The organism is Plantactinospora siamensis (assembly GCF_042434095.1).
GTDB lineage: Bacteria > Actinomycetota > Actinomycetes > Mycobacteriales > Micromonosporaceae > KBS50.
In genome coordinates this window covers 218,010-243,144 of record NZ_JBHLUE010000026.1, presented here as the reverse complement: position 1 = coordinate 243,144, position 25,135 = coordinate 218,010, and the positions used below count along the sequence as shown (strand labels likewise).

The window sequence follows — 25,135 nt, the reverse complement described above, 5'->3', positions numbered from 1 at the left end:
TAGATCATCCCAGCCACCGCGAGCGAATTTCGCCCCGTCGCGGGGCCATCCGCCGGGACGCGGCGTCGCCGCACAACGCGGCCGCGCCGGCCGGGCGAACGCCCGGCCGGCGCGGACATCGTCAGGCGGTCGTCCGGGTGCGGACCTCCCGCGACTCCGCCAGCAACGCCGAGGGGCTTCCGTCGGTACGGATGTCCACGGCGCTGCCGTCCGGCTCCTCGTCGGTCGGGCGCCGCGCCGCGGTGACGGCCGGATCGTCGCCGGCCGTGACCCGCGTGCCCTCCGGCGTCACGATCTCCTCCACCGAGTCCTCCAACGCCGGCAGCGAAGAGGCCAGTGCCGCCTCCGCCACGTCAACCGTGGCGGAACGCCCGTTCCTGGCGGCGGTGCCGGCGGTGGCGCCGCTGCCGTTGATCGGGCCGCTGCCGTTGGTCGGGCCGCTGCCGTTGGTCGCGGTGGTGCCGCTGGTCGCGCCGCTGCCGTTCATCGTGGCGGTTTCGTTGGTCCGGCCGCTGCCGTTGATCGCGGGCTCGGGCGCCGGCGGAAGTGCGCGGTCCGGACGGCCGGACGGCGCCGGCGGCAGCGCGGCCACGGCCGGCGCCCTGTCCCGAGTTGTCGGGCTGGCCTTGCGGGCGCCGCTGGCGGTCCGGGAGGTCGGCCCGGCGCTGGCACCGGCGGTGCGCCGGCTCGGCGTACCGCTGCTGCGGCCTGCGGCCTGCGGCTTGGCGGCGGCGGTGCTCGCCGGCGGTCGCTTCGCCGCGGTGGCCTTGGTCGCGGTCCGCGGCTTGGCGGCGGCCTTGTCCGCGGTCCGCGGCTTGGCGGCGGCCTTGTCCGCGGTCCGCGGCTTGGCGGCGGCCTTGGCCGCGGTCCGCGGCTTGGCGGCGGCCTTGACCGGCGCGGCGTTTCGGCCGCCCGCGGTGGCCTTGGTGGCGGTGGCCTTCCGGGCGGCGGTCCCGCTCCCGGTCGTCCTGCGGCCGTCGCGCATCGCCTTGATGAGGGCCTCGGCCAGCTCACCCTTGCGCATGCCCGCCGTGTCGGTCACACCCCGACGCCGGAGACGGTCCCGCAACTGATCCACCTTCAGGGCCCGGATCTCCGTCTCCGGAATGTCCGGCGTGTTCGGCGTCTGATTCCCGGCCCGGCTCGCCGGGGCGGCGGCGGAACGACCGCCCCGCGACCCGGAGCCGGACCGGGCCGCACCGGTCGACCGACCGGTGTCACCCGCCTTCCGACCGCCGGTCGCCCTCCGGCCCTCGGTCTTCGCGCGGCCGCCGGTCGCCTTCCGGCCCGCGGCCGTCGTGCGGCTGCCGGTCGTCCTGCGGCCGTCGCGCAGGGCCTTGATGAGGGCCTCCGCCAGCTCACCCTTGCGCATCGCCGCGGTGCCGGTCACACCGCGACGCCGCAGCCGGTCCCGCAACTGATCCACCTTCAGAGCCCGGATCTCGGTCTCGGGGATGTCCGGCGTGTTCGGCGTCTGATTCCCGCCGGCCGCTGCCGACCGGCCAAGCCGCGAGTCAGTACCGGAGCGACCACGGGCCGCACCGGTCGTGCGGCCGGTGTCACCCGTCTTCCGAACGCCGGTCGCCTTCCGGCCCTCGGTCGTCGTGCGGCTCCCGGTCGTCTTGCGGCCGTCGCGCAGGGCCTCGATGAGGGCCTCCGCCAGCTCACCCTTGCGCATCCCCGTGGTGCCGCTCACACCGCGACGCCGCAGCCGGTCGCGCAACTGATCGACCTTCAGGGCCCGGATCTCGGTCTCGGGGATGTCTGGCGTGTTCGGGGTCTGGTTACCGGTGCGGGCGGCGGAACGACCACCCCGGGAGCGGGACGTGGCCGTACCGGAGCGGGAGGTGGCGCCGCCGGAGCGGGCGCTCCGGCCCGTCGCCGGAGCGCTGCTGTCCCGCCGGTTGCGGCTGCCGGTGCCGGCGCCCTTCCGGTCGTCGCCCATGGCCTTCACGAGAGCCTTCACCAGATCGTCCTTGCGCATCTCCGCGGTGCCGGTGACCCCGCGGCGGCGAAGCCGGCCGCGGATCTGGTCGACCTTCAACGCGCGGATCTTGCTCTCGGAAATGGCGGGCGTGTTGGGAGTCTGGTTGCCCGGCCTGTTCTTTGTCGTCGTCGAGCCGCTGCCGCGTCCCGAGTCGCTTCGGGGAGCCATCAAAACACGTCCTTCCTCAAGGCTTTCCGCGTCGTGGGGGGAAACGCGTCCCTCCTCGTCACCTGCAATACCCTCAACGATCAACCGAAACCACCCGCGCCTTGAGGAATGAGGGGTTGGCCACGGTCGAATGCCGTGCGGGGCACGGGCCGGGCGCCATGACGGCCGCCCGGCCCGAGATCCCGCAACGCCGGCTCAGTGCGTCCGCGGGTCCTCGTCCGGCGTCCGGACGCCCACCTTCGACAGGCCACGACTGACCAGGTAACCGATGGTCAGCAGGGTGATGAACCACCACGCCTTATCGGCGGTGAACACGTCACCGCCGCTGCCGCCGCTGCTGCCGACGGCGTTGGACGCGATCAACACGGCCACGACGGCGGCGAGGTAGACGTACAGTTCGGTCGTCTTCCACGCCGGCTTGGTCTCTTCGCCGCGCGAGAGCCCGCGCCGGCCCGTCGTGCGCGTGTCGGCCGGGCGCATACCGGTCATTCCATCGTTCGAGGGCGTGGTAGCGGTGGTCATGTTTCCTCCCTGGGGCATGAATCGCATCCCGGTTCGTCCCGCGAGCCGGAAACCCGCCGGTCGATTATGGACAGACTCGACGAGAACATAGACGAGCTTACGAACCGGGAATGGCATCTTCACGATGCGCGCGGTGTCGACCCCATTCTTGAGTCCATTCCGCCGAGGCGGAACCGCGCCTTCGCCCCCTTTCATGCCCACCGGGTGGGTGCCAAAACCCTTCCGCACCGAATGCGCTGCGGCGGCGATATGTGAGGGTGCCGCTGCGCGGCGGAATCGACATCGGCGGCCGCAGGGGTCGAGGTGATCGAGCGGGATCTCCGGCTGGGTGACGGCTTCACCCGCGCAAAGTCCGGCCCGGAGTGGCTGCGCGGCGGGTCTGGCCCGGGCGTCCGCGCCCCGATGGGACGTGCCGCCCGACCGGGCGTCGACCGTGCTCGCCGCGACGGTCAGCGGTTGAGGTAGGCCGCCAGGCCGCCGAGTTCCTCGTTGGCGATGAACACCGATCGCACGTTGATGATGGCCTCCTCGACGTGGCTGGGGCACCCCCATGCCGCGTCGCCCCACGAGTCGGCGATCTTGATTTCGGCGGCTTCGGCGCACCCCTGGGCGCCACCGAGTTGGCAGTGCTCCGGGTGCGGGGTGGCGGACTGCGCGGCCGCGGCCGCGGCCGCGCGCATCCGGGTGGCGAGTTCCGCGGCCGTGGCGGCGCGCTGCTCGGCTTCGGCGCGCAGCTGCTGCTCCGCGCGGATCGCCGTGGTCAGCTCCTCGTGGGCCGCCCTGGCGCGCTCCTCGGCGGCCGCCTTCGCTTGTTCGATGTGGTGCCGCTCGATGGCCAGGGCCGCGGTGCCGGTGAAGACCCGGGTGAGGGCGAGGTCGTTGTCCTGCGGGACGCGCGGCGTGCGGTGGTACATGGCGAAGGTGCCCAGCAGGCTGCCGTCGCGGGCCAGGATCGGCGTCGACCAGCAGGCGGCCAGCCCGGCCCGGCCGGCCAGGTCGCGGAAGTCGGCCCAGAACGGGTCGGTGGCGATGTCGGTGACGATGACCGGTTCCCGCCGGTGGGCGGCCGTGCCGCAGGAGCCGACCCCCTCGCCGGTGGCGATCCCGTCGATGGCCCGGTTGTAGAAGTCGGGCAGGCTGGGCGCGGCGCCGTGCCGCAGGTGTCGACCGTCGGGATCGGCGAGCAGGACGGAGACGAGGACCTCCTGCGGTGCCAGCCGCTCGATCCACCGGGCCATCCCGTCGAGCACCTCGGTCAGCGGCGCCTGCCGGGCGATCTGTTCCAGCAGGGCCCGGTGCTCGGCCATCAGTCGCTGGGCGTGCTTGACCTGGGTGGTCTCCACGCCGATCAGCCGGATCCCGGCCACCGTCCCGCCGGCATCCCGGCGCGGGTCGTAGCTGAAGTCGAAGAACACGTCCCGCGCGTGCGGCCCGGTCCCGAGGGTGATCCGGACGTCACGGGTGGTCCCGGGCTCGCCCGTGCGGTAGGCCCGATCGAGGTGGTCGATCAGGTCCGAACCGACCAGCGCGGGCAGCGCCTCGGCGAGGGCGACCCCGACGGACGCCCGGTCCTGGCCCAGGACGGTGCGGAACGCCCGGTTGGCCGTCTCAACCAGGTGCGCCGGCCCGGTCAGGGACGCGAAAACCACCACGGACTCCCCGAACAGGGTCTGGAGATCCTCGTCCGCCCCCGGTCCGGCAACCGCCGGCTCCGCGGTCGCCGGCCGCTGGCCCGATACCGCCGTCATGTGCTGGTCCGCCTCTCGTCCCGCCAGCCGGCCACCCTACTCGTCAATCAGGTCGGCTTCGTGATCGGCGGGGTACCGCTCGGCGCGGCGGTCGTCGCGCTCGCCGGCATCACCGGCGGGCTGTGGCTCACCGCGGGCTGCTACCTGGCGGCCATCCTGCTGCCCGCCTTCCGTCCCGAGTGGGCGCGGCTGGCCGAAACGCAGCACGGCCGGCAGCCCCGCCCCGAGCCCACCCGGACCTGAGCGCCGCCGGCCGGCAGGGCTGCCGTTGGCCGGCGGCTCGGTGGCCGGCTTCGCAGGGCGGCTCACGGCCGGCCTCGCGATGCGGTTCGCGGCCGGGTCGGTTTCCGGGAGTGGCGCGGCCTTGTCCATCGTGGAGCGGCGGCGCAGCGCCAGCAGCGTGGCCAGGCCGGCGAGCAGGCCCCAGAACGCGGCGCCGATGCCCAGCACCGCCACGCCCGACGCGGTCACGACGAACGTCACCACCGCGGGCAGCAGGGTGGCCGGGTCGGAGACGGCGTTGCCCAGCGCCGAGCCGAGGGCGGGCAGCAGGGCCAGGCCGGCCACGGCGATCACCAGCACCGGCGGGGAGAGCAGCACCAGCGCGGTCGCCACGCCCGCGCCGAGCCCGAGCAGCACCTGCCCGCCCGCCAGGGCCACCGTGGCGATCCAGCGCCGCCGCGGGTCGGGGTGCGCCTCGGGTCCGGCGGTCAGCGCGGCGGTGATGGCCGCGAGGTTGACCTGGTGGCCGCCGAACGGCGCGCCGGCGGCGCTGACCAGGCCGGTCGTCACCAGCGCGGGCCGCAGCGGCGGCGCGTACCCGTAGCTGGACAGGACCGCGGCGCCCGGCACGTTCTGGCCGGCCATGGTGACCAGGAACAGCGGAAGCGAGATGGCCACGATGGCGCGGGGGTCGAAGGTCGGGGCGGTCCAGGCCACCGACGGGCACAGCGCGGCGCCGGCGAGGTCCGAGCCCCGGCCGGTCAGGGCGATCGCCGCCACGGCCGCGACCAGCGCGCCCGGCACCGCCCAGCCGCGGGCGAGGCGCAACAGCACGACCCAGGTCGCGATCACCGGCACGGCCAGCGCCGGGATGTCCACCAGCGCCCGGACCGGCGCCGTGCACAGCGGCACGAGGATCCCCGCGAGCATCGCCCCGGCCAGCGAGCGCGGAATGGCCGCGATGGCCCGCGCCAGCCACGGCACCACCCCGGCGACCACGGTCAGCGCCGCGCAGACCAGAAAGGCCCCGACGGCTGCGGGGAAGCCGCCCGGCACCGCGCCGGCGCCGACCAGCAGGGCCGCGCCCGGCGTGGACCAGGCGACGGCCACGGGCATCCGGTGGCGCAGGCTTAGCGTCGCGCCCGCAACCCCGATGCCGAGGCAGGTGGCGAGCAGCCCCGAGGCGGCCTGGGCCGGGCTGGCGCCCACGGCCCGCAGGCCGGCGAGCACGAGCGTGAAGGAGCTCGCATAGCCCACCACCGCGCTCAGCAGGCCGGCGACGACCGGTCGGATCCGATCCATCGGCGCTCCCCCGTCGCTTCGCGCACGCGCGCCCCTCATCGTTCCGTATACGGAACGGCCGTCGGGTGGCACCATACGCAGATGACGGGACGCGGGACAAGCCCGCCGGGCCATGGTTCGACGGTCGGGCGGCGGCTGCGCGAGCTGCGGGAGGCGCGCGCCCTGACCCTGTCCGAGCTGGCCCGCCAGGCCGGCGTCGGGAAGGCGACGCTGTCGGGGCTGGAAAACGGCACCCGCGATCCCCGACTGGAGACCCTCTACGCCATCGCCGCCGCGCTCGACGTGCCGATGAGCGCGCTGACGCTGGACCGCGGGGCGCCGGCCTCGGCCGCCGCGCCGGTACGGGGCGATGCGGTGCTCTCGACGCTGCTGGAGGTCTTCGAGGAGCCGGCCGCCACGTACGAGCTGTTCGCCCTGCGCATCGTCGGCGGTGTCGAACAGGTCTCCCCCGCCCACCCGGCCGGCGTGACCGAACACCTCACCGTCTTTCGCGGCCGGGCCCGGGTCGGTCCCGTCGGCGCGCCCCGGTCCGCCGGCCCCGGCGACCACGTCTGCTGGCCGGCCGACACCCCGCACCTGTACGCCACGGTCGGCCCGGACGACGTCGAGGCGAGCCTGCTGATCCGCACTCCCCGCGCCGGCCGGACCTGAGCCGCCGGCCCCAAGCCACACCGGGGTGATTCCTCGGTACGCGTGCCGGGCGGGCCCGGCTTGCCGCCGAGCCCGCCCGTTCCCGGCCCTGCGACGGGCCGGATCATGCTTCTAGCGTTGCAGGGTGAGCACACCCGGTCGCCACGGCAGCAGGTTGTAGTCGCCGCCGGCGTTGGGCGCCTTGCCCTGGTAGAGCAGTTGCAGGTTGCACGGGTCGATGGTCATGGTCTGGTCGGGGTTGTTGCGGACCAGGTCACCGTGGCTGATGTCGTTGGTCCAGGTGGCGCCGCTGTTGGCCTTGCCGGCGAACGGGTTGCTCTCGCTCGCCGCGTTCGGCGTCCAGGAACCGCCCAGGCTGGAGGCCGTGTACGACCGGAAGTAGCGGCCGTTCGAGCCGATCGCCTCGACGATCATGAGGTACTGGTTCTGGTTGGCCACCTTGTAGACCTGCACGGCCTCGAACAGGTTGTACTGCGAGTCGCTCATGATCGTGGTGTAGTTCGAGCCGAAGCTGCCGGGGAAGTTGCCGATCGGCATGCTGGCCCGGTAGATGTTGCCGTTGTCGCCGGCGAAGAACAGGTACATGTTCTGTCCGTCCCCGATCAGCGTCTGGTCGATCGGGCCGGTCCCGGAGCCGGAGATGCTGCCGGTGAACAGCGGCTGCGCGGCCGACCAGCCGTTGGGGTTGGTCGGGTCGCTGGAGGTCTTGTACATGAACGGGTACTGACCCCACTGGTAGGCCAGCACCCAGATGTTCTTCGGGGCGAAGTAGAACAGCGTCGGCGCCACCGTGCCCTGAGACATGCCGGTCTGCCCGGCCGAGGCCATGTCCGACCAGTTGGTGAACGGGCTGAACGCCATCGACCCGTACGAGCCGGACGAGTTGACGTTCGAGGCGTACACCAGGTGCTTGCCGTTGTAGACCACGTTGGTGAAGTCCTTCACCGACACCCACCCGTTCGCCGGGTTGGCCAGCGACCCGGTCGAGGTCCACCGGTACGACGACGGCAGCGAGCAGTTGCCGCTGGGCGGCGGGCTGGTCGGCGGCGGCGACGACGGCGGCGTGGTGGAGCCACCCCCGGTGAACTGGAACTGCTGGTTGGCCTGTCCGCTGCAGTCGTAGATCTGGACCTGCTGGCCGTTGCCGGTGCCCCAGACGTCGAGGCAGCGGCCGGACTGCACGCCGGTGATGGTGCCGTTGGAGTTGACGTTCCACTGCTGGTTGGCGCCGCCGTTGCAGTCCCAGATGATGACGGCGGTGCCGTTGGCGGTGTTCGCGCCGTTGGCGTCGAGGCACTTGTTGCCGTACACCGTGAACTGCTTGCTGGAGGTGTAGGTCCACTGCTGGTTGGACTGGCCGTTGCAGTCGTACAGCTGGACCCGGGTGCCGTTGGTCTGGGTTGCGTTGGGCACGTCGATGCACCGACCCGACTGGACGCCCTTGATCTGGCCGGCGCCGCCACTGGGCGGCGGCGTGGTCGGCCCACCGGTCGGCCCGCCGGTCGGCGAGGTCGTGGGTGAGCCGGTCGGGCCGGGGCCGGCGGCGTTGAGGGCGTTGAGCACCGAGGTGTACGCCGGCTTCTTGTTGCCACCGCCGTCGAACAGCAGCGGGCTCTCACTGGAGCGCCAGGAGTCGCTGTCGCGCACCCCCCACACGGTGATGCCGATGCAGCGCTGCACGTTCATGCACGCCTGGGTCAGCCCGGCGTACTGCGTGGTGGAGGCGTTCGTGACGTCCGCCTCGGTCAGCGCCACGTCCACGCCCAGCGCGGCGAAGCTGGACAGCGTGGTCTGGAAGTTGCTCGGCAGCGAGCTGCCGCCGGTGAAGTGCGTCTGCAGACCCACACAGTCGATCGGCACACCCCGGGACTTGAAGTCCTGGATCATCCGGTAGACGCCCTGCGTCTTGGCGTAGCTCCAGTTTTCGATGTTGTAGTCGTTGTAGCACAGCTTCACGCCCGGGTCGGCCGCCCGCGCCGTGCGGAAGGCCACCTCGATCCAGTCGTTGCCCGTGGCCTGCAGGTTGGACTGCCGGCGGCTGCCGTCCTCGTTGAACGCCTCGTTCACCACATCCCACGCGGCCAACTTGCCCTTGTAGTGGGCCATCACCCCGTTGATGTGATTGATCATCGCGTTACGCAGCGCGCTGCCGCTCAACTGCTGCATCCAGCCCGGCTGCTGCGAATGCCAGGCCAGGGTGTGACCCCGTACCCGCATCCCGTGGCTGGTGGCCCAGTTGTAGATCTGATCACCGGCGGAGAAGTTGAACTGATTCTGGTTCGGCTCCGTGGCGTCCGGCTTCATCTCGTTCTCCGGCGTCACCATGTTGAACTCGCGCGCCGCGATCGTGGTGTAGTTCGAGTCACCCAACCGACCCGCCGCGATCGCCGTACCGAAATACCGGCCGGACTGCGCCGCCGCGGCGCCCAGGGTGCTGGCCGCCTGGGCCGTACCGGGCACCACCAGCGCCGCACCGGCCACGGCCAGGGCACTGGCGGCGGCCGCCATCACCAACCGGTAGCGGCCGGGTCTGCGTGGACGTTTCATGACACTCCTCTGCGGATGCGGACGGTGACGGGGGAGTCGCGGGCGCATCCGCATGCCCGGCGGCGGATGCCACGGGGGCGGCGGTACGCGACGTCGGTGGCCCTCTCCCCGCCGTGCCTGCCCCGCCCGACCCGGAGCCGACGGGGCGCGACCGTCCGGCGCGCGGCCCGCAGGCTTCGAAATGTTTGAGAAACTTATCGGTAACCAGATCGGACGATACCTACGACTCACCGATCGGTCAATGTCGATAGCCATCCCGGGTACGCGCCCTCGGCCGCCGGCCACGGACGGGTACCGGTTTTCGAAACTTCCAGCGCGCAGCTAGGGAACATCCGCCTTCCAGGTGCAGAGCCACGCCGATTCGTCGGATCCGCAACCGATCAACATCGCGGATCGACCGGAGACCAGCAGGTCGATGAGGTTCCACGCCCGGTCGAAGCCGTTGCCGCGGGTGGGCATCCGGGTCCAGGCAGAACCGTCGACGGAGTACCAGACCAGACCGGATCTTTCCTGGCCCTCGTTGCCGAACGTGTTTCCGACGGCGATGAAGCCGGTGCCCCAGTTGTGCACCGCGACGACCCGTAGTTGCTCGGCGGGAACCACGCCGGCGTCGGGCAGGCGCCCCGGGTCCAGCGACGCTCGCCGCCACTGGCCGCCCCGGCGGTACCACGGCGCAGGCTCCTCGGGTCCCGGCCGATGGGCGAACATCACCGTGGTGTCGGCATTGCTGGCCAGGTGGTCCACGGCACCGTCGTCCACGAACCCCGCGCCGATGTTCTGCCAGTGGACGCCGTCCGCGGAGGAGAGCAGCCTGGTCTCCTTCTCCGCGGCCATGGCCAGCAGGAAGCCCTGCGGGGTCGCCGCCAACGTGGCGGTCACCGGCGCCGTGTCGACCGGGCCGGGCACCCTGGTCACGGCCGTGAAGGTGCGGCCGTCGGGTGAGGACCACACGTAGACGCCATGATGCCGAGGAGGAGCGACGCTGTCCCGGCCAACAATCATGACCCCATGGGGACCGGCCGCGATGGTCAGCTCGAGATCGCGTCTGGACAGCCGCAGATCGGCCAGCTCCAGCGGAATCGCCTCCCAGCGACTGCCGTCCTCGGTCCGCCAGACCACCAGCTCGTTTCGAGTGTTCCAGCCGAGGAGATAGGCCGCCGCACCGTTGGCAGCCACGATGCGGTCGCAGCAGCTGGACGGCTGGATACCAGCTTCGGGTGTCGCCACCCGGAAGGTATGACCGTCCTTCGAGGCGTAGACCACCTCGTCGCGACCCTCGGCGCCGCCCTCGCCGTTGACCAGCAGGAAGCCGCCGTCCCATCCGACGGCCTGTGGATCGTTTCCGATTTGTTTCGACGGGATGGGTGGCGCGGAGGTCCATCCAGGAGGCTGGAAGGACGCCCGCTCCGAACGCGCGGCGCTCGTCCTTCCCGGCTCCGAGACGCGCTGCGGGTGGTTCGTGCACCCCGATGCGAGGAGCAGCATCAGCACCGTTGCGAGCCGGATCAACACGACGGCCTCCACAGCGACTTGTCCAGATCCAGGCAGAACTGCTGGGCCGCGGTGGCAGCGGTCACCCGAAAGGGTGGCTGAGCCCGCTCCGGAAGCACCAGCTCCCCTTCGTCGGCGCCGGACGTCCACCTGATGACCAGCCGGAACTCGATGTCCTGGTCCCGTACGGTCGGAGTTATCACGAACTGTTCGGGCTCGGTCTCGGCAACCTTGTACGGGAACGAGATCGAGCCCTTCTCGGCCACGACCCTGGGATTGGCCGCGTCGAGATCCAGCAGGAACTTCCTCGGCGTCACTCCACCCTGGCAGCCCATCGGAAGGTAGGTCCCGGCCACCGCCGGTCCCCGCCGCTCAACCTGCGCCTTCATCGACTGGAGCACGACCGACCGATCCTGCAGCCCCTGGACGGTTACGGTCACCTCGCCGTCGCTGGCCAGGACCGCTTCGGCTGCGGGGCGGTCCGGAGAATAGGGGATGGCGGCCGTGCCGCGGCTCGGGACCACCCATCCGGACGATCGGCAGCTCACCGCGTGGAACGAGGAGACGGCCGCCAGCGGCGGCCCAGGTGGTCGCTCCGGAGAGGGCGATCCGCCGGTCGGCGGATTCCGAGCCGACGGCAGCCGCGGGCCCACCAGGTATGCCAGCGAGGCGATCAGGGTGATCGCGACCGCGCCGCCGACCAGCTTCGGCACCGGTGACCTCGTCGGAGCGCGCCCTGCCTCCGCCTGGAAGGCGGCCTGAAGCTCGGTCAGCCGGTTCTCAATGTTCGTGATCGACTCGCGCAGCGGGGCGGCCTCGGCCGGTGGGCGGGGGGTGAATGAATGAGCGACCTCCCGGCCGGTCTGCTCCCGGTACCACCAGGCGCCCAGGACGAAGCACGCGGCGACCATCGAAGCCGCCTTCTGCCGATCGCGGGAGCCCTCGTGCACCGCCTGGTTACCGGCCCGACGAATGACATGAAAAGTGCTCCGGATATGTTCCGGGATGACGCCAGCCCTGGCCAGCTCCTCGATTCGGCCATTTTGATCCCTGATCCTTCTGCCGTCCAGTCCCGCCCTCCTCGCCAGCATCTTTGCCAAGGTCTCGGCGAACCTGCGCGATTTCGCCATGGCGGCGTCCGGATCGGAGTCCACATACAGTTCCGCCGCCACGGCGTCCGCGGCCAGCACGAACGCGGGCTCGGCAAGGAACCGGAAGTTGTCCGAAGACTCCACGAGCAGTGTCAATTGCTCATCCATGGCTCTCCTTGGTCAGGAAATACCGAACACGACAGGATAGCGGCAGCCGTGGATAGGCAGAAGGGTTTGGTTTCAGCGTCTCGCGGCGGGTCCGGTGACGCGGACGGCCGCGCGGACGCGGCGCAGGTGCGGCGCCACCTCCTCGTCGGGCCGCTGATCGAGCACCAGATGGCCGTCGGCCGCCCAGTGGATCCGCCGCAGGGCCGCGCACCGCCCTCGGGCGGTGATGCTCGGATGGGCATGGAAGACGACGAGTTCGAGGCCGTCCTCGTCGCGGCTGAACGTGTTGTGCCCGGGCCCCCAGTGGGTGAAGGCGCTGCCGGTGCCGAGGACCGGCGCGGCCGCCTTGGTCCAGACGCCCGGGTCGAGCAGGTCGGCGCCGCTGCGTGCCTCGATCATCCCGACCGCGTAGGTCGGCCCGACCTGCGAGCCGGAGTAGGTCACCGCGAGGCGGTCGCCGTGCCGCAGCGCGAACGGCCCCTCGGCGACCGGGTGGTCCCACCCGTACTCGGCGGTGACGATGCGGACCGGGTCGCAGCTCAGCCGCCAGGGGGCGGCGGGGTCGATGGTGGCGATCCACAGCTCGGCGTCGCCGATGTGGTCGGTGACGTACCGCTGGGACCAGATGACGTAGCTGCGACCACCGTCCCGCAGATAGGTCATGTCGAGGCTGAGCCCCGGGTGCTCGGCGTCACGCTGTAGCGGCGCGCCGTCCGCCCGGAGCACCAGGCGGGGCGCCTCCCAGTCCGCGGCGACCACCGGGTCGCCGCCGGCGCGCAACCGCAGCACGTGGCAGCGCACCCGGGTCCAGTCCGCGGCGCCGACGCTGGGGGCGAAGAGGCAGCACAGGCGACCGCCGATCACGTGCAGTTCGGGCGCCCAGAAGCAGCCGGCGATGTCTGTGCCGGCTGGCGCCGTCGTGGCGGCGTTGCCCGGGCCGACCGAAAGGATGGCGTGGTCCGGCGCGGTGGCGAGTCCTGCGATGCTGTCGGCCACCCGGATCAGCAGCTGTTTCGGGGACACGCAGTCGCCGTCGGTGTCGTCCGTGGCGATGAAGTAGTACCGGCCCCGGTAGGCCAGCACGGTGGGATCGGCCCGATCGACGACGAAGGGAAACGGGTAGACCCGTTGCCGTACGGTGCCGGTCAGCACGTACTCGCCCGGCCGGTCCCAGCCGACCCCGGCGAGGCTGGCGGGGTCCCAGTCGACGGGCCGCCGCGCGGTGGAGCCGTCGTCATAGGTCAGCAGCGCCCATGGCAGCTCGCCGGGCGCCGCCCCGGCCGGGGCCTCGATCGGGGGCACCCGGACGGCGACGTTGCGGACCCGCCCGTACCGGCGCCGCAGCCGGAGGGCGGCGGGCTCGTCGAGCGGCAGGGCGCAGGTCAGGACGTGCCCGGGGCCGCCGTCCGGCACGGGCGCTCCGGGCACCATCGGCGCGCCGGCGGCCGCCGGCGCCCACGGCCCGCCCGGCGTGGTCGCCCGGGAGGACCACGCCCGGCCCTCGTCGTCGGTCCACCACAGCACGAGTGCGGCGCGGGCCCCGTCGTACACCCCGCGCGGGCGCCGCACGCCGCCGCCGGCCGCCACCCGGACGAGCCCGATCTCCCGGTACGTGACGAGGTCGGGCGAGGTGAACAGCAGCACCGCCGATGCGGCCGGCGGCTCGGGCGAACCGTCCGACAGGGCGGGCGAGGCGACCACGACGTACCCGCCGGGGACCGCGAACACCCACGGGTCGGTGAGGGTACGCACCCGGTAGGTATCGAGGCGCCCGGCGGGAACGGCCCGGGGAAACAGCACCCCGCGGTCGTCGTTGAGCCGGGTCACCGCGCCGTCCGGGGTCGCGAGCGCCAGGTGCAGGCTGAACGCGATGCGCGGCGCGTAGCTGGCCGGATCGGGGTCCGGGCGCCGGGTGCCGGCCAGCAGCACCGGCGCGCCCGCCGGCAGCACCGTGACCTCGAACGTGTCGGTCACCTCGGGCGCGGCCGGCGCCGCGGACCGGGCCGACAACGCGGGCGCCGGCGCCGCGGGCCGGGTCGACGCCCCGGGCGCGGCCGGGGCCGCGACGCGGGCCACGACCGGGGTCGTCACGCGGCTGGTGAGGACGCCGGCGGCGACCTCCACGTCGGGGTGGTCGATGCTGAGCGGGAAACCATCCGGAACGGGGGTGCCCGAGCGGAGGACCGGCGGCAGGATGAGGCGGGCCCGGGGGCCGGGATCGGCGGCCGTCACCCCTTGAACGCGCCTTCCATGATCCCCTGCACCAACCGGCGGCCCACGAAGACGAACAACACCAGCAGCGGCAGCGTGGCCAGGAAGGAGCCGGACATGGCCAGGCCGAGATCGATGGCCCGGTTGCTCTGCAGGGCCTTGATGGCGATCTGGACGGTATACCGCTCCGGGGACTTCAACACGATGAACGGCCACAGGAAATCGTTCCAGGTGTAGACGAAGCCGAACAGCCCCAGGACGAACGCCGCCGGGCGGACCAGCGGGAAGGCGATGCGCCAGAAGATCTGCCAGGTCGTCGCGCCGTCCACCCGAGCGGCGTGCATCAGCTCGTCGCCGATGGTGTTGGCGATGTGCTGGCGCATCCAGAAGATGCCGAACGCGCTCACCACTCCCGGCACGGTCACCGCCTGGAGGGTGTCCACCCAGCCGAGTTTGGACATGATCAGGTACTGCGGGATGACGGCCAGCTGGGCCGGCACGGTCATGGTCAGCACGACGATGAGGAACAGCGTGTTGCGGCCGGCGAAGGACAGCTTGGCGAAGGCGAACCCGGCCAGCGCGCAGAGCAGCGCCTGGCCCAACCCGACCGTACCGGCGACGACGAGGCTGTTGAGCAGCGCCTGCACGAAGGGCACGGTGTCGAAGACCAGGCCCGCCAGGTGCGGGAAGTTACCGCCGGGCACCAGGTGCGGCGGCAGGGTCGTTGCGGTGGCCGAGTCGGACGTGGACACCACGAACATCCAGTAGAGCGGGAACACGCTGACCAGCACCATGAGGCTGAGCAGCACGTACGCCAGGAACGGGACCCGGTTGGCGCTCCGCCTTCGTGCCGGCGCGGGGGTGGCGGTGGCGGACGTGGGGCTCATGGGCGCTCCGAGCGGATCCGGGTGACCAGCAGGTAGTTGATGGCAGCGATGATGACGACCATGACGAAGAGCGCCACGCCGATGGCGGCGCCGTAGCCGAAGTGGAACCGGCCGAAGCCCTGCTCGTAGAGGAAGAGGGTGAGGGTCTGGCACTGCCGGGCCGCCCCGCAGGTGAGCGGGGCCGACGGGTTGACCAACAGCGGCTCGGTGAAGATCTGCAGCCCCCCGATCGTCGAGGTGACGACCGTGAACACGATGATCGGCCGGAGCATGGGGATGGTGATGTGGCGGAACTGCTGCCAACCGCCCGCGCCATCCGCCGCGGCGGCCTCGAACAGCTCGCGGGGCACCGCCTGGAGTGAGGCGAGATAGAGCAGGGTGTTGTATCCGGTCCACCGCCAGGCGACCATCGCGGCGAGCATGAGGTGACTGCTCCACACGGATGCGGTGAAGTCGATGTGCTGGAAACCCAGCAGCTGCAGGAGCCAGTTGAGGATGCCGTAGTCACGGTCGAACAGCTGCGCGAAGACGATGGTCGTCGCCGCCACCGAGGTGATGTAGGGGACGAGCACCGACATCCGGAAGAAGCCGGCGGCCCGTAGGCGCGGGTGGTTGAGCAGGTGCGCGAGGCCGAGCGCCAGCAGCAGTTGTGGCACGGTCGACAACAGCCAGATGCTGAACGTGTTGCGCAGCGCGCCCCAGAACCGCGGATCGTGGAGCAGCTGGGCGAAGTTGGCCAGCCCCACGTACCGGTGCTCGCCGATCGGGTTCCAGTCGAACAGGGCGACATAGAAGGTGAACAGCAGCGGGAAGAGTCCGAAGATGACGAAGAGCACGAAGAACGGCGCCACGTACGCGTAGGGCGCCAGCCGCTCGCGCACCCCCTGCTGGATGCGGCGCGGCCGGGTGGTCCGGGCGACGGTCGCCTCGGCGCCCGGCGCCGGGCTGAGCATGATGGTCACATCGGTCACCTTCCCGACGCGTGGCGGTCGGGTCGAACCGACCGCCACGCGCCCCGTCGTCCGATCAGCCGCCGATGGCGTTCTTGACGTTGGTCAGCGCGGTGTTCCACGCGTTGGCCGGGGCGACCTTGCCCTGCTCGACGCTGGTGAGCGTGTTGAGCAGCTCGGTGCCGATGGTGCCGTCCTCCGGGCCGATGTAGAACGGCTTGAGGCCCACCACGGACTGGGTGTAGATCTTGCCGATCGGCGCGTTGGAGAAGAACGGGTCGGTCCTGCCGACGAGCTTCGGGTCGGAGTAGACCGATGGCGTCGTCGGCAGCGACCCCTGCGACAGGAAGTGCGCGAGCTCGCCTGCCGGCGACTGCATCTCGGCGATGTAGTTCCACGCCGCCTGCGGGTTCTTCGCGCGCTTGGGGATGGCCAGGAAGCTGCCACCCCAGTTCCCCGAGCCGCCGGGGATGGTGGCGATGTCCCACTTGCCGGCGGTGCCGGGGGCGTTGGTCTTCATCTGGTTGAGCATCCAGGACGGCGACGACACCACCGCGAAGTCACCCTTGGCCAGACCCGCCGTCCAGCCGGCGGCGAACGAGGACTGCTTGGCGGAGATGCCCGCCGCGAACGCCTTCAACGTCAGGTCGAACGCGGCCTTGACCTGCGGGTTCTTGTCGTACGACAGCTTGTGGTCGGCGTCGTAGTAGCGCTCGGTCCCCTGGTTGACCGCCTGGAAGAAGACGCTCGTCGGGGTGTTGTCCAGGAACGGCTTGCCGGTGGCCTGGACGTACCGCTTGCCGGTCTCGATGAACGCGTCCCAGTTCGGCCACAGCCTGGACACCGCCTCCCGGTCCGTGGGCAGACCGGCGGCCTTGAACAGGTCGGTTCGGTACGCGACCGCCAGGCCGCCGACGTCCGTCGGTATCCCGATGATCTTGCCGTCCCCGGTCGTCGGCTGCTTGATCACCCAGTCGAGGTAGTCCCCCTTGATCTTGTCGGCGCCCAGCGTGTTCAGGTCGACGAAGTTGTCCGGAGCCTGCATGAACTTCGGCAGGTCGTCGCCCTGGATCAGCACGAGGTCGGGCACCTTTCCGCCGGCCAGCGCGGTGGTGAGCGCCTGGGCCGTCTCGCTCGTGCTGCCCACCTCGGTGAGCTTGATGTGCACGTCCGGGTGGGCCTTCGTGTAGACGTCCACGTCGGCCTTCTGGTTGATCGCGGTGAACGACCAGAACTCGAACGTCTTCGGGTCCGACGAGGCGGAATTGCCGCCCGAACCCGGCGAGCAGCCCGAGGCCAGCAGTACGGCCGTGGCGAGGACAGCTACGGTGGTGATGACACGCTTCACGCGGCCCTCCATGCGGTGATGGTGCGCTGCGGCGGCTTCGGCGATCCGGATGAATGTGGCCTGGACCGGATGCGGCCGGATCAAAAGCGGTGGCGATGCGACCGCCCCAGCCGCGGCCCGGACGTGCCCGACGGCACCGGCGAGTTCGTCCCTGAGCCGCGGGACTCAAATCTGAAACATCGATCTACATCGACCGTACTCAATGCCCGGGGGTTCGTCAACGACCTGCGGCGCGGGTGATCGCCACCCACCGGGGAGACGCGACGGCGCCCGGAGCGCAGCCCGGCGGAGGGCACGGTGCCCCCGGGCGTCAGCACAGAGTCTGACTCTGTCGGCGTCGGTCGGCGCCGATGAGTGCTGCTTACTCCGCGCGCCACCGACGTGCTGGCCAAGTGTATGCGATCCGCATACACTTTGCCCGTGCAGTCGGAACTGGAAGACGCCATCCACGAATGGCATGCCAGCGTCAACGCCGGTGACCCCGCCCGCTCGGCCGCGGCGGTCGGTGACCCGGTCGTCGTCCTCGGCCCGAGGGGCGCGGGTCCGATCACACCGGATCAGTTCGCGGGTTGGGTGGATCGGTCGGGAATCCGGCTCGTGCCGCGCTCCTGGCACCCGATCAGTGAGCGGCTCATGGTGGTCGAGGAGGACGCGACCTGGCCCGGCGCCGATACTCCCACCCGGGTGGCGACGGTGTTCCGCGTCGCGGGCGCGAGGGTCACGGCCGCGCTGCGGCTACCCGATCTGACCTCGGCCCTCGAGTTGGCCTACATCTGCCGCGAGATGGCCGCCACCGAATGAGCGCGGCGGGGCCGGGGCAGCTCCTGTTCGCCTTCGTGCGGCACTGGTCCCGTCGCGCGGGCGTGGGGGACGCCGCGCTGGCCGAGCAGGGCAGGCTGGTGCTGGTGACCGAGGCGGTCGCCGCCCTGAATGGCCGGGCCGAGCCCGCCACGGTGAACGCCGTCGCCGACGAGATCGGCATCGACCAGAGCGGCGCATCCCGTCTGATCAGGAGCGCGGTCGACGCCGGCCACCTGACGATCACGACGGCGCCGTCGGACGGCCGCCGGCGCGAGGTGTCCGTCACACCGGCCGGCCGCACCGCGCTACGGCACGCTCACGCATGGCAGGAGAGGATTTTCGCCGAGTTGACCGCGGGATGGGACCAGCAACAACGGGATGATTTCCGCAACGCGATGGCCGACCTCATCACCCGGTCCGCCGCGATCGGCGGCTCGGTCGCACCAGCGCGTCGTTGACACCGGCGTGCCGCTAGCGGTGGGCGGCGACGGCGTCCACCCCGGTGAGGTCGGCGGACAGCCGCCAGAGCCGCTCGGCCTGCGCCGGATCGACGGCCCAGTCGCGGACGCCGCGGATGCTGTTGGGGTCGGTGCCGGCCGGCTCGGCGATGTCGCAGTCCTCGCAGTAGACCCCGCCCATGCCGGCCAGCCGCTCGGCGGTGGCCGCCCACACCTGGGTGGCGGCGCCCTGCTCCGGAGACTTGAAGCCGGGGTTCAACGGCCTGCCGTCCTCGTCGATCCAGCCCAGCTCGACCATCTCCTCCCGCGGCAGGTGGCGCTGGAGCGGGGTGAGGATGCCGCCCGGATTCACCGCGAACGCCCGTACCCCGACGTCCCGGCCGAGCTCGTCGAGCCGTACGGCGAAGAGCGCGTTCGCGGTCTTGGACTGCCCGTACGCGGCCCACTTGTCGTACCCGCGCTCGAACTGCACGTCGTCCCAGCGGATGCCGCTGCGCCGGTGTCCCGCGGAGGAGAGCGCGACGACCCGGGCCCCGCCCGGGGCGATCGCCGGCCACAGCCGGTTGACCAGCGCGTAGTGCCCCAGGTGGTTGGTGGCGAACTGGGCCTCCCAGCCCGGCCCAACCCGGGTCTCCGGGCAGGCCATGATGCCGGCATTGTTGATCACGATGTCGATCGCGCGGTCCGCGGCAAGGAACCGGTCGGCGAAGCCGCGGACGCTGTCCAGGTCGCCGAGGTCGAGCTCGTCCACCTCGACCCGGGGCAGGTCGCCGAGCGCCTCGCGGGCCGCCTCCGGCCGCCGGGCCGGCACCACGACCTGCGCCCCGGCGCCGGACAGCGCGCGGGTGGTCTCCAGGCCGATTCCCGAGTAGCCGCCGGTGACCACCGCGACCTTCCCGGCCAGGTCGACACCGCGCAGCACCTCGGCCGCCGTGCTGTGCTCGTCGAAGCCGGATCCGATCTTGTGTTGAGGCGTCGTCATACCGCCGACCGTACGACTTCGCGTGCGCTCGAGGTCAAGGTTCACCCGAGCCCCAGCCCGAGCCCGAGCGTGCGGTCACTCCTGTCCGGGAGGCTGTTCCAGGCGCCGCGCGATCCGTTCCAGGGCGGCGAGGTCCGCCGGGGTGAGCCGGTCGAGCAGGTGGTGGCGCACGGACTCGACGTGGGTCGGCGCGGCATCCTCCAGGGCCCGCAGGCCCTGCGCGGTCAGCACCAGCAGGCAGCCCCGGCCGTCGGTGGGATCCGGGGCGCGGCGCAGCAGGCCCCGCGCCTGCATCCGGGTCGCGTGCCGGGACAGCCGGCTGCGTGACCAGCCCATCTTGTCGGCCTGCCGGCCCAGCGTGCTGGTGTGGTCGGGGCGCTCCGACAGGGTGCTCAGCACCTCGTAGTCGGCCCAGGAGAGGCCGAGGTCGGCCAGGTCCCGTGCGGTGCCGGCGCGGACCGCGACCATGATCCGCAGGAAGGCCCGCCAGGCGCGTTCCTCCGCGGGGCTGAGCCAGCGTACGGGCGTCTTCGTTGACATGTAAACAACCTACCAGCTACCTTCGTTTCCATGTCAACGAAACGGCTCCGCGTCCTCGTCCTGACCTGCAGCACCCGACCGAAGGCCCTCGGCCCCGCCGTGGCGCGGTGGCTGCTCGACGCGGTCACCGACCGCGCTGCGGAGCTGGACGTCGACCTCGTACCGGTGGGTCTCGGGGAGCTGAACCTGCCGTTCCTCGACGAGGAGGACCATCCCTCATCCGGGCGCTACCGGCACGAACACACCCGCCGCTGGAGCGAGCTCGTCGGCGGCGCGGACGGGTTCGTCGCGGTCACGCCGGAATACAACTACGGGATGCCGGCCGCGTTGAAGAACGCGCTCGACTACCTCGGCCGGGAGTGGGCCTGGAAACCGATCGGCTTCGTCAGCTACGGCAACACCTCGGCCGGCACCCGATCGGTCCAGCACGCCAAGCAGGTGGTCACGACGCTGCGCCTGGTGCCCCTGGGCGCCACGGTGGCGATCCGGATCGGCGACGCGGCCCGGGACGGGCGGCTCCGGCCGGACCCGGTACGGGACGCCGCCGGCACCGCCCTACTGGACGAGCTGGTCCGGCTCGCCCACGCCCTGCGCCCGATGCGGGACAGCGCCGGCGCGCCGCCCGGCCCGCTGCCGGGCTCCTACCTGCGGCGACTGACCCCGGACGACGCCGCACAGGTCACGGTGCTGCAACGCTGCTGCTGGGTGGAGGAGGCCGTGGCCAACGACACGATGGCGATACCGCCGCTGCACGAGTCCGTCCCGGAGGTACGCGACTGGCTGGCCAGCTGGGACGCCACCGGCCTCTGGCTGGACGGGCGGCTGCTGGGCATGGTCCGCACCCGCCCCGACGGCGCCGACTGGCACATCGGCCGGCTCGCCGTCGTGCCCGACCAGCGCGGCCGGGGACTGGGCCGCCGGCTGCTGCGGGTCGCCGAGGAGGCCGCCGGGCCGGACGTACGCCGGATGGTGCTGTTCACCGGCGCCAAGAGCCTGCGCAACATCGAGCTGTACCGTGGCCAGGGTTACCGGCCGGTCTCCCCCGCCGGCCCGGACGGAATTCTCAGCCTGGCCAAGGACGTCGGAGTTCGGCCGGCTAGTCGAAGGTGAGTTGCTCGCTGCGCCGCGGCATCAGCGCCAGCGCGCCCAGCCCGAGCACCGCGAGCACGGCCAGCGCGATGAAGACGTGGTGGGTGGCGAGGTACAGCGACCGGCGGACGTACTCCGCCACCGCCGGCTCGGTGGACCCCCCGCGCCCGCCCAGCACCGCGCTGCTGGCGTCGGCGTGCCGGGGCAGCTGCCCGCGGACGCCGGCCGGCGGGTGGGCGAACCGGTGGGCGAGGGTGGCGTTGGCGATCGCTCCGAAGACGGCGGCGCCGACCGCGCTGCCCAGCGACCGGCTGAACATGTTGGCCCCGGTCACCACGCCCCGACGGTCCCAGCCGACCACCGACTGCACGGCCACCAGGGTCGGGCTGGCGGTCAGGCCGAGCCCCACGCCCAGCACGAACGCCGCCCCGGCGGCCGCCCACACCGTCGAGTCCGGCCCGAGCAGCGTGGTCAGCACCGCGCCGGTGATCACGAACACCCCGCCGATGAGGGCCGTGTTGCGGAAGCCGATCCGCAGGTAGATGCGCCCGGCGAGGCTGGCCGCCAGCGGCCAGCCCACCGTCATGGCCGCGAGGGCGAAGCCGGCCACCAGCGCGCTGGCGCCGAGCACCCCCTCGGCGTACGTGGGCAGGTAGGAGCTGAGGCCGATGGTGAGGGCGCCGACGCACAGCGCGGTGAGGCTGCCCCCGATCAGAACGCGGCGGCCGAACACCCACAGCGGCATGACCGGCTCGGCGGCGCGACGCTCCACCAGGAGGAACGCGGCCAGCGCCAGGACGCCGACCGCCAGGATGAGCACGCTGGGGGCGGACAGCCAGCGCCAGGCCACGCCGCCCTCCAGCAGCCCCAGGATGAGCAGCCCGAACCCGGTGGTGAGCAGGGCAGCGCCGGCGTAGTCCAGCCGATGCCGGGTACGGGTGACCCGTTCGGTGAAGTGCCGCGCGAGCGCCCACGCTGCCACCGCGCCGAGCGGCAGGTTGAGGTAGAAGATCCACCGCCAGGACAGGTATTCGGAGAAGACGCCGCCGAGCGTGGGGCCGATGACCGCGGAGATGCCCCACACGCTGGCCAGGTAGCCCTGCACCCGGGCCCGCTCCTGCACCGTGTAGAGGTCGCCGACGATCGTCATGCTCATCGGCTGCACCGCCCCGGCCCCCATGCCCTGGACGGCACGCGCGACGATCAGCGCCGGCATGCTCCAGGCGACGCCGCAGAGGATCGAGCCGACGAGGAACAACCCGATGCCGAGGAACATCAGCGGCTTGCGGCCCAGCGAGTCGGCCAGCTTCCCGTAGATCGGCACCGTCACGGCCTGGGTGAGCAGGTAGATCGAGAACAGCCAGGGGAACTGCGCGAAGCCGCCGAAGTCACCGACGATCGACGGTACGGCGGTGGCGATGATCGTGGAGTCCAGCGCGACCAGGCCCGTGCTCAGCATGACCGCCGCAAGCACCGGGCCGCGGTCGGACCGGAACCCGACCCGCCGGCCGGTGTCCCCGGTGCCCGCCGGGCCCGGACCGCCGCCGGCCGCCGATGTCGCCACCATGCACGCACTCCTCCGCTGGGCGGTTGGCCCTCGAGGTCAACTATTCGCCGGCAGGACCATTCCCGCATCGGGCCCGTCCACCCATGAGACCTGTGCCACTCGGCGGCCGGACCGGCTCAGTCCAGGAACGTCACGGTCTCCGCCAACGGCGCGCGAGGCACCCGCGGATGCGCCGCCGCCGGGTCGGCGAAGCCGATCGACATGCCGCAGAACAGCATCCGCCGCGCGGGTGGGGCGATGACCTCGCCGACGCTGCGGTGGTACTCCGCCCAGGCCTCCTGGGCGCAGCTGTGCAGACCCTCGGCCCGCAGCAGGAGCATGACGGTCTGCAGGTACATGCCGGCGTCGGACCAGCGCGGCGCCGGCATGTCCCGGTCCAGATAGCAGAACAACGCCGTGCCGGCCCCGAAGCAGTTCCAGTTCTCCGCCCGGACCCGGGCCCGCGCCCGGACATCGTCGCGGGCGATGCCGAGCGAGCCGTACCGGGCCTCCCCCAGCGCGGCCAGCCGTTCCGGGTACGGCGGGCGCAGCTCGGGCGGGTAGACGGGGAACTCGCGATCGTCGCCGGAATCGCCGACGGCGATCCGTTCGGCCACCCGGCGCTTCAGGTCGGCCAGCGGCGCTCCGGACAGCACATAGACGTGCCACGGTTGCAGGTTGCTGCCCGACGGCGCGTTGGCGGCCGCCGCCAGCACCCGGCGCAGGACCGTCCGCGGCACGGGCCGATCGGTGAACCGCCGGATCGACTGCCTCGTCCGCACGGCCTCGTAGACATCCCTCGCGACCTCATCGCGCGACATGCTGCACCTGGATCTCCGGGTGGTCCGCGCCCGGGTCGGTCAGCTGCGGCTCGTCCCGGCCGTGCAGAGTGTGGTCGAGGAAGGCCGTCAGGTAGCTGCCGACCAGGGCCAGTCCACGCCCGCCGTCGATGCTGCCGAGAGCGAGCTGGCTGCGCAGCGGCGCGGCGAGGTAGTAGGTCGCGTAGTCGGTGAAGTTGAAGTGCCGGGCGCCGGTGATCCGGTAGCACCAGGCGGGACCGGCGCCCGCGGCCAGCAACGCGCGGGCGGTGGTCTGATCAGACCGGTCGGCCGCGCTGGTGGCTCGGCAGGTGCCGGTGACGCACGAGTCGCCGCTGGCGATGGTGAGGCTCGGCCGGTCCAGTCCGGTCCGCACGACCGGCCCGTACTGGGTTCCGTCGAGGTTGGCGGCGGCGCCGCAGCGCGGGTCGTCGTGGCAGGCCTGCACGGCGGCGGCCCCACCGAACGAGTGCCCCAGGTAGCCGAGGCGATCGGGGTCGACGTGCCCGGCGAACGGGCCGGCCCGGTCGAGGGCGGCCACCCGGGCCGCGGTGAACCGGGCGTCGGCGGCCCAGACCCGCACCAGCCGGTCGCCGTCCTGTTGCGCGGCGCCCGTGTGCAGGTCCGCCGCGTCGAACGATGCCGGATTGCCGGCCGGGCTGGCCGGCACCCGCCGTCCGTGCAGGATCGTCAGGTTCGCGCTGTAGGTCGGGGTGAGGCCGGCGACCAGGTAGCCGTGGCTGGCGAGGTCCTCCGCCAGCGCGGTGTACTGCGGCGCCGCGAACCCGAGCCCCGGCGCCAGCACCGCGATCGGGAACCGCCCGGCGGCGACCGGCACGCCGTCGAAGGCGTGGTCGCGTACGGCGTCGAAGCTGGTCTCGGCCAGACCGGGCAGGCCCGGCAGGTGCAGGCCGCGCCACGGCCCGGGCGTGTACGCCGCCGGCCGGTCGGCGGCGTGCGCCGCCGGGTACCACAGCCACACCGACAGCTCGCGTGGCGTTCCGGGGTGCGGGGCCAGCGGGTCGACGCGCGCGTCGTCGGTCCAGTCCTCGAGGACCCTGCCGACCGGGTACGGACCGGTCGGCGCGGGCAGCGTGACGGGCCGGGCGTGCCGCACCGACACGTAGCCCACGTACCCGCCGATCGCGACGAACGCGGCCGACGCCAGCACGAGCAGGGCGGTCAGGATCCGGCGTGGCCGACCACGCCGGGCCCGGTCAGCACGCACCCGCGGCGCCCGCGGGCGGTCGGAACGCTTCGGCGGCCACCCGCGGGAACGACCGGACGTGCCGCTCCTGCGCCACGGCCACGAAGGAGCGGAGCAACGGCAGATCCACGCCCGGACGATACCCCGCGGGTCTGCGCCGGTCGCAGCAGGTCTTGGACGCCGGGACCCGCATCGGGTGAGGCTGGCGGCATTGGCCTCGGTCTGCGTATCGCCACCGGAGACCACGACACCACCCGGGCCCCGTCCTCACCCCCGACCTGCTCGACATGTGAAGCGCCGCGCACCCTGCCCGGCCCGGTGCCGGTCGAGCCCACGGGGACGGGTCGGGCCCGACACGGGGTAATCAGCTGTCGAGGTCCTGGACGGTCGAGCACGGATTG

20 protein-coding genes are annotated in these 25,135 nt (G+C 72.2%); 4 read left to right on the top strand and 16 right to left on the bottom strand.

Annotated elements, in window-relative coordinates:
- Positions 1 to 121 precede the first annotated feature (121 nt).
- The 4 genes from ACFFHU_RS26455 to ACFFHU_RS26440 form a co-directional block, all read right to left on the bottom strand.
- Positions 122 to 2,155, bottom strand: a complete 2,034-nt coding sequence (locus ACFFHU_RS26455; protein ID WP_377342990.1) for a hypothetical protein — start codon at positions 2,153 to 2,155, stop codon at positions 122 to 124.
- Between the two features lie 195 nt (positions 2,156 to 2,350).
- The gene (locus ACFFHU_RS26450; RefSeq protein WP_377342989.1) at positions 2,351 to 2,677 is read right to left on the bottom strand and encodes a hypothetical protein; all 327 of its coding nucleotides are present in this window, start codon (positions 2,675 to 2,677) and stop codon (positions 2,351 to 2,353) included.
- Between the two features lie 449 nt (positions 2,678 to 3,126).
- Positions 3,127 to 4,425: a GAF domain-containing protein gene (locus ACFFHU_RS26445; protein ID WP_377342988.1), complete on the bottom strand. Its 1,299-nt coding sequence runs from the start codon at positions 4,423 to 4,425 to the stop codon at positions 3,127 to 3,129.
- A gap of 36 nt (positions 4,426 to 4,461) precedes the next feature.
- A complete protein-coding gene (locus ACFFHU_RS26440; protein ID WP_377342986.1) occupies positions 4,462 to 5,949 on the bottom strand; it encodes a benzoate/H(+) symporter BenE family transporter in 1,488 nt (495 codons plus the stop codon).
- An 81-nt stretch (positions 5,950 to 6,030) separates the two neighbouring features.
- Between ACFFHU_RS26440 and ACFFHU_RS26435 the strand changes: the two genes are divergently transcribed.
- Complete coding sequence (locus ACFFHU_RS26435; RefSeq protein ID WP_377342985.1) at positions 6,031 to 6,600, top strand: helix-turn-helix domain-containing protein; 570 nt, start codon at positions 6,031 to 6,033, stop codon at positions 6,598 to 6,600.
- A 111-nt stretch (positions 6,601 to 6,711) separates the two neighbouring features.
- On the opposite strand, the gene ACFFHU_RS26430 is transcribed toward ACFFHU_RS26435, so the two are convergent.
- The 7 genes from ACFFHU_RS26430 to ACFFHU_RS26400 form a co-directional block, all read right to left on the bottom strand.
- A complete protein-coding gene (locus ACFFHU_RS26430) occupies positions 6,712 to 9,147 on the bottom strand; it encodes a non-reducing end alpha-L-arabinofuranosidase family hydrolase (RefSeq protein ID WP_377342984.1) in 2,436 nt (811 codons plus the stop codon).
- Between the two features lie 321 nt (positions 9,148 to 9,468).
- Positions 9,469 to 10,671 (bottom strand): hypothetical protein, encoded by a 1,203-nt coding sequence (locus ACFFHU_RS26425; protein WP_377342983.1) that lies wholly within the window; start codon positions 10,669 to 10,671, stop codon positions 9,469 to 9,471.
- Positions 10,653 to 11,897 carry a DUF4145 domain-containing protein gene (locus ACFFHU_RS26420; protein WP_377342982.1) on the bottom strand — a complete coding sequence of 415 codons (1,245 nt, stop codon included), beginning with the start codon at positions 11,895 to 11,897 and terminating at the stop codon, positions 10,653 to 10,655. The genes ACFFHU_RS26425 and ACFFHU_RS26420 overlap by 19 nt, the downstream gene beginning before the upstream one ends.
- Positions 11,898 to 11,969: 72 nt before the next feature.
- Positions 11,970 to 14,129 carry a family 43 glycosylhydrolase gene (locus ACFFHU_RS26415; protein ID WP_377342981.1) on the bottom strand — a complete coding sequence of 720 codons (2,160 nt, stop codon included), beginning with the start codon at positions 14,127 to 14,129 and terminating at the stop codon, positions 11,970 to 11,972.
- Complete coding sequence (locus tag ACFFHU_RS26410; RefSeq protein WP_377342980.1) at positions 14,126 to 14,995, bottom strand: carbohydrate ABC transporter permease; 870 nt, start codon at positions 14,993 to 14,995, stop codon at positions 14,126 to 14,128. The genes ACFFHU_RS26415 and ACFFHU_RS26410 overlap by 4 nt, the downstream gene beginning before the upstream one ends.
- The gene (locus tag ACFFHU_RS26405; protein ID WP_377343494.1) at positions 14,992 to 15,948 is read right to left on the bottom strand and encodes a carbohydrate ABC transporter permease; all 957 of its coding nucleotides are present in this window, start codon (positions 15,946 to 15,948) and stop codon (positions 14,992 to 14,994) included. The genes ACFFHU_RS26410 and ACFFHU_RS26405 overlap by 4 nt, the downstream gene beginning before the upstream one ends.
- Before the next feature lie 73 nt (positions 15,949 to 16,021).
- Positions 16,022 to 17,293, bottom strand: coding sequence for an ABC transporter substrate-binding protein (locus ACFFHU_RS26400; RefSeq protein ID WP_377342979.1), 1,272 nt, complete (start codon positions 17,291 to 17,293; stop codon positions 16,022 to 16,024).
- Positions 17,294 to 17,713: 420 nt separating this feature from the next.
- Between ACFFHU_RS26400 and ACFFHU_RS26395 the strand changes: the two genes are divergently transcribed.
- Together ACFFHU_RS26395 and ACFFHU_RS26390 are read left to right on the top strand one after the other, a co-directional pair.
- Positions 17,714 to 18,094 (top strand): hypothetical protein, encoded by a 381-nt coding sequence (locus ACFFHU_RS26395; protein ID WP_377342978.1) that lies wholly within the window; start codon positions 17,714 to 17,716, stop codon positions 18,092 to 18,094.
- Complete coding sequence (locus tag ACFFHU_RS26390) at positions 18,091 to 18,552, top strand: MarR family winged helix-turn-helix transcriptional regulator (protein ID WP_377342977.1); 462 nt, start codon at positions 18,091 to 18,093, stop codon at positions 18,550 to 18,552. Before ACFFHU_RS26395 ends, ACFFHU_RS26390 begins: the two co-directional genes overlap by 4 nt.
- 13 nt (positions 18,553 to 18,565) lie before the next feature.
- Here ACFFHU_RS26390 and ACFFHU_RS26385 read toward each other — a convergent pair whose 3' ends face one another.
- The gene (locus tag ACFFHU_RS26385) at positions 18,566 to 19,534 is read right to left on the bottom strand and encodes an SDR family NAD(P)-dependent oxidoreductase (RefSeq protein ID WP_377342976.1); all 969 of its coding nucleotides are present in this window, start codon (positions 19,532 to 19,534) and stop codon (positions 18,566 to 18,568) included.
- Between the two features lie 75 nt (positions 19,535 to 19,609).
- Entirely contained in the window at positions 19,610 to 20,074 is a 465-nt protein-coding gene (locus tag ACFFHU_RS26380; protein ID WP_377342975.1) for a MarR family winged helix-turn-helix transcriptional regulator, read from the bottom strand.
- 30 nt (positions 20,075 to 20,104) lie between these two features.
- Here ACFFHU_RS26380 and ACFFHU_RS26375 point away from each other — a divergent pair, with 30 nt between their 5' ends.
- Positions 20,105 to 21,184: an NADPH-dependent FMN reductase gene (locus tag ACFFHU_RS26375; protein ID WP_377342973.1), complete on the top strand. Its 1,080-nt coding sequence runs from the start codon at positions 20,105 to 20,107 to the stop codon at positions 21,182 to 21,184.
- Here the strand turns inward: ACFFHU_RS26375 and ACFFHU_RS26370 are convergent.
- From ACFFHU_RS26370 to ACFFHU_RS26360, 3 genes are all read right to left on the bottom strand, one after another.
- Positions 21,171 to 22,730 (bottom strand): MDR family MFS transporter, encoded by a 1,560-nt coding sequence (locus ACFFHU_RS26370; protein WP_377342971.1) that lies wholly within the window; start codon positions 22,728 to 22,730, stop codon positions 21,171 to 21,173. The two genes, ACFFHU_RS26375 and ACFFHU_RS26370, sit on opposite strands and share 14 nt — an antisense overlap.
- 116 nt (positions 22,731 to 22,846) lie before the next feature.
- On the bottom strand, positions 22,847 to 23,530 hold the full coding sequence (locus ACFFHU_RS26365) for a nitroreductase (RefSeq protein ID WP_377342969.1): 684 nt from the start codon (positions 23,528 to 23,530) through the stop codon (positions 22,847 to 22,849).
- Entirely contained in the window at positions 23,517 to 24,755 is a 1,239-nt protein-coding gene (locus tag ACFFHU_RS26360) for an alpha/beta hydrolase (RefSeq protein ID WP_377342967.1), read from the bottom strand. The genes ACFFHU_RS26365 and ACFFHU_RS26360 overlap by 14 nt, the downstream gene beginning before the upstream one ends.
- Between the last annotated feature and the right edge of the window lie 380 nt (positions 24,756 to 25,135).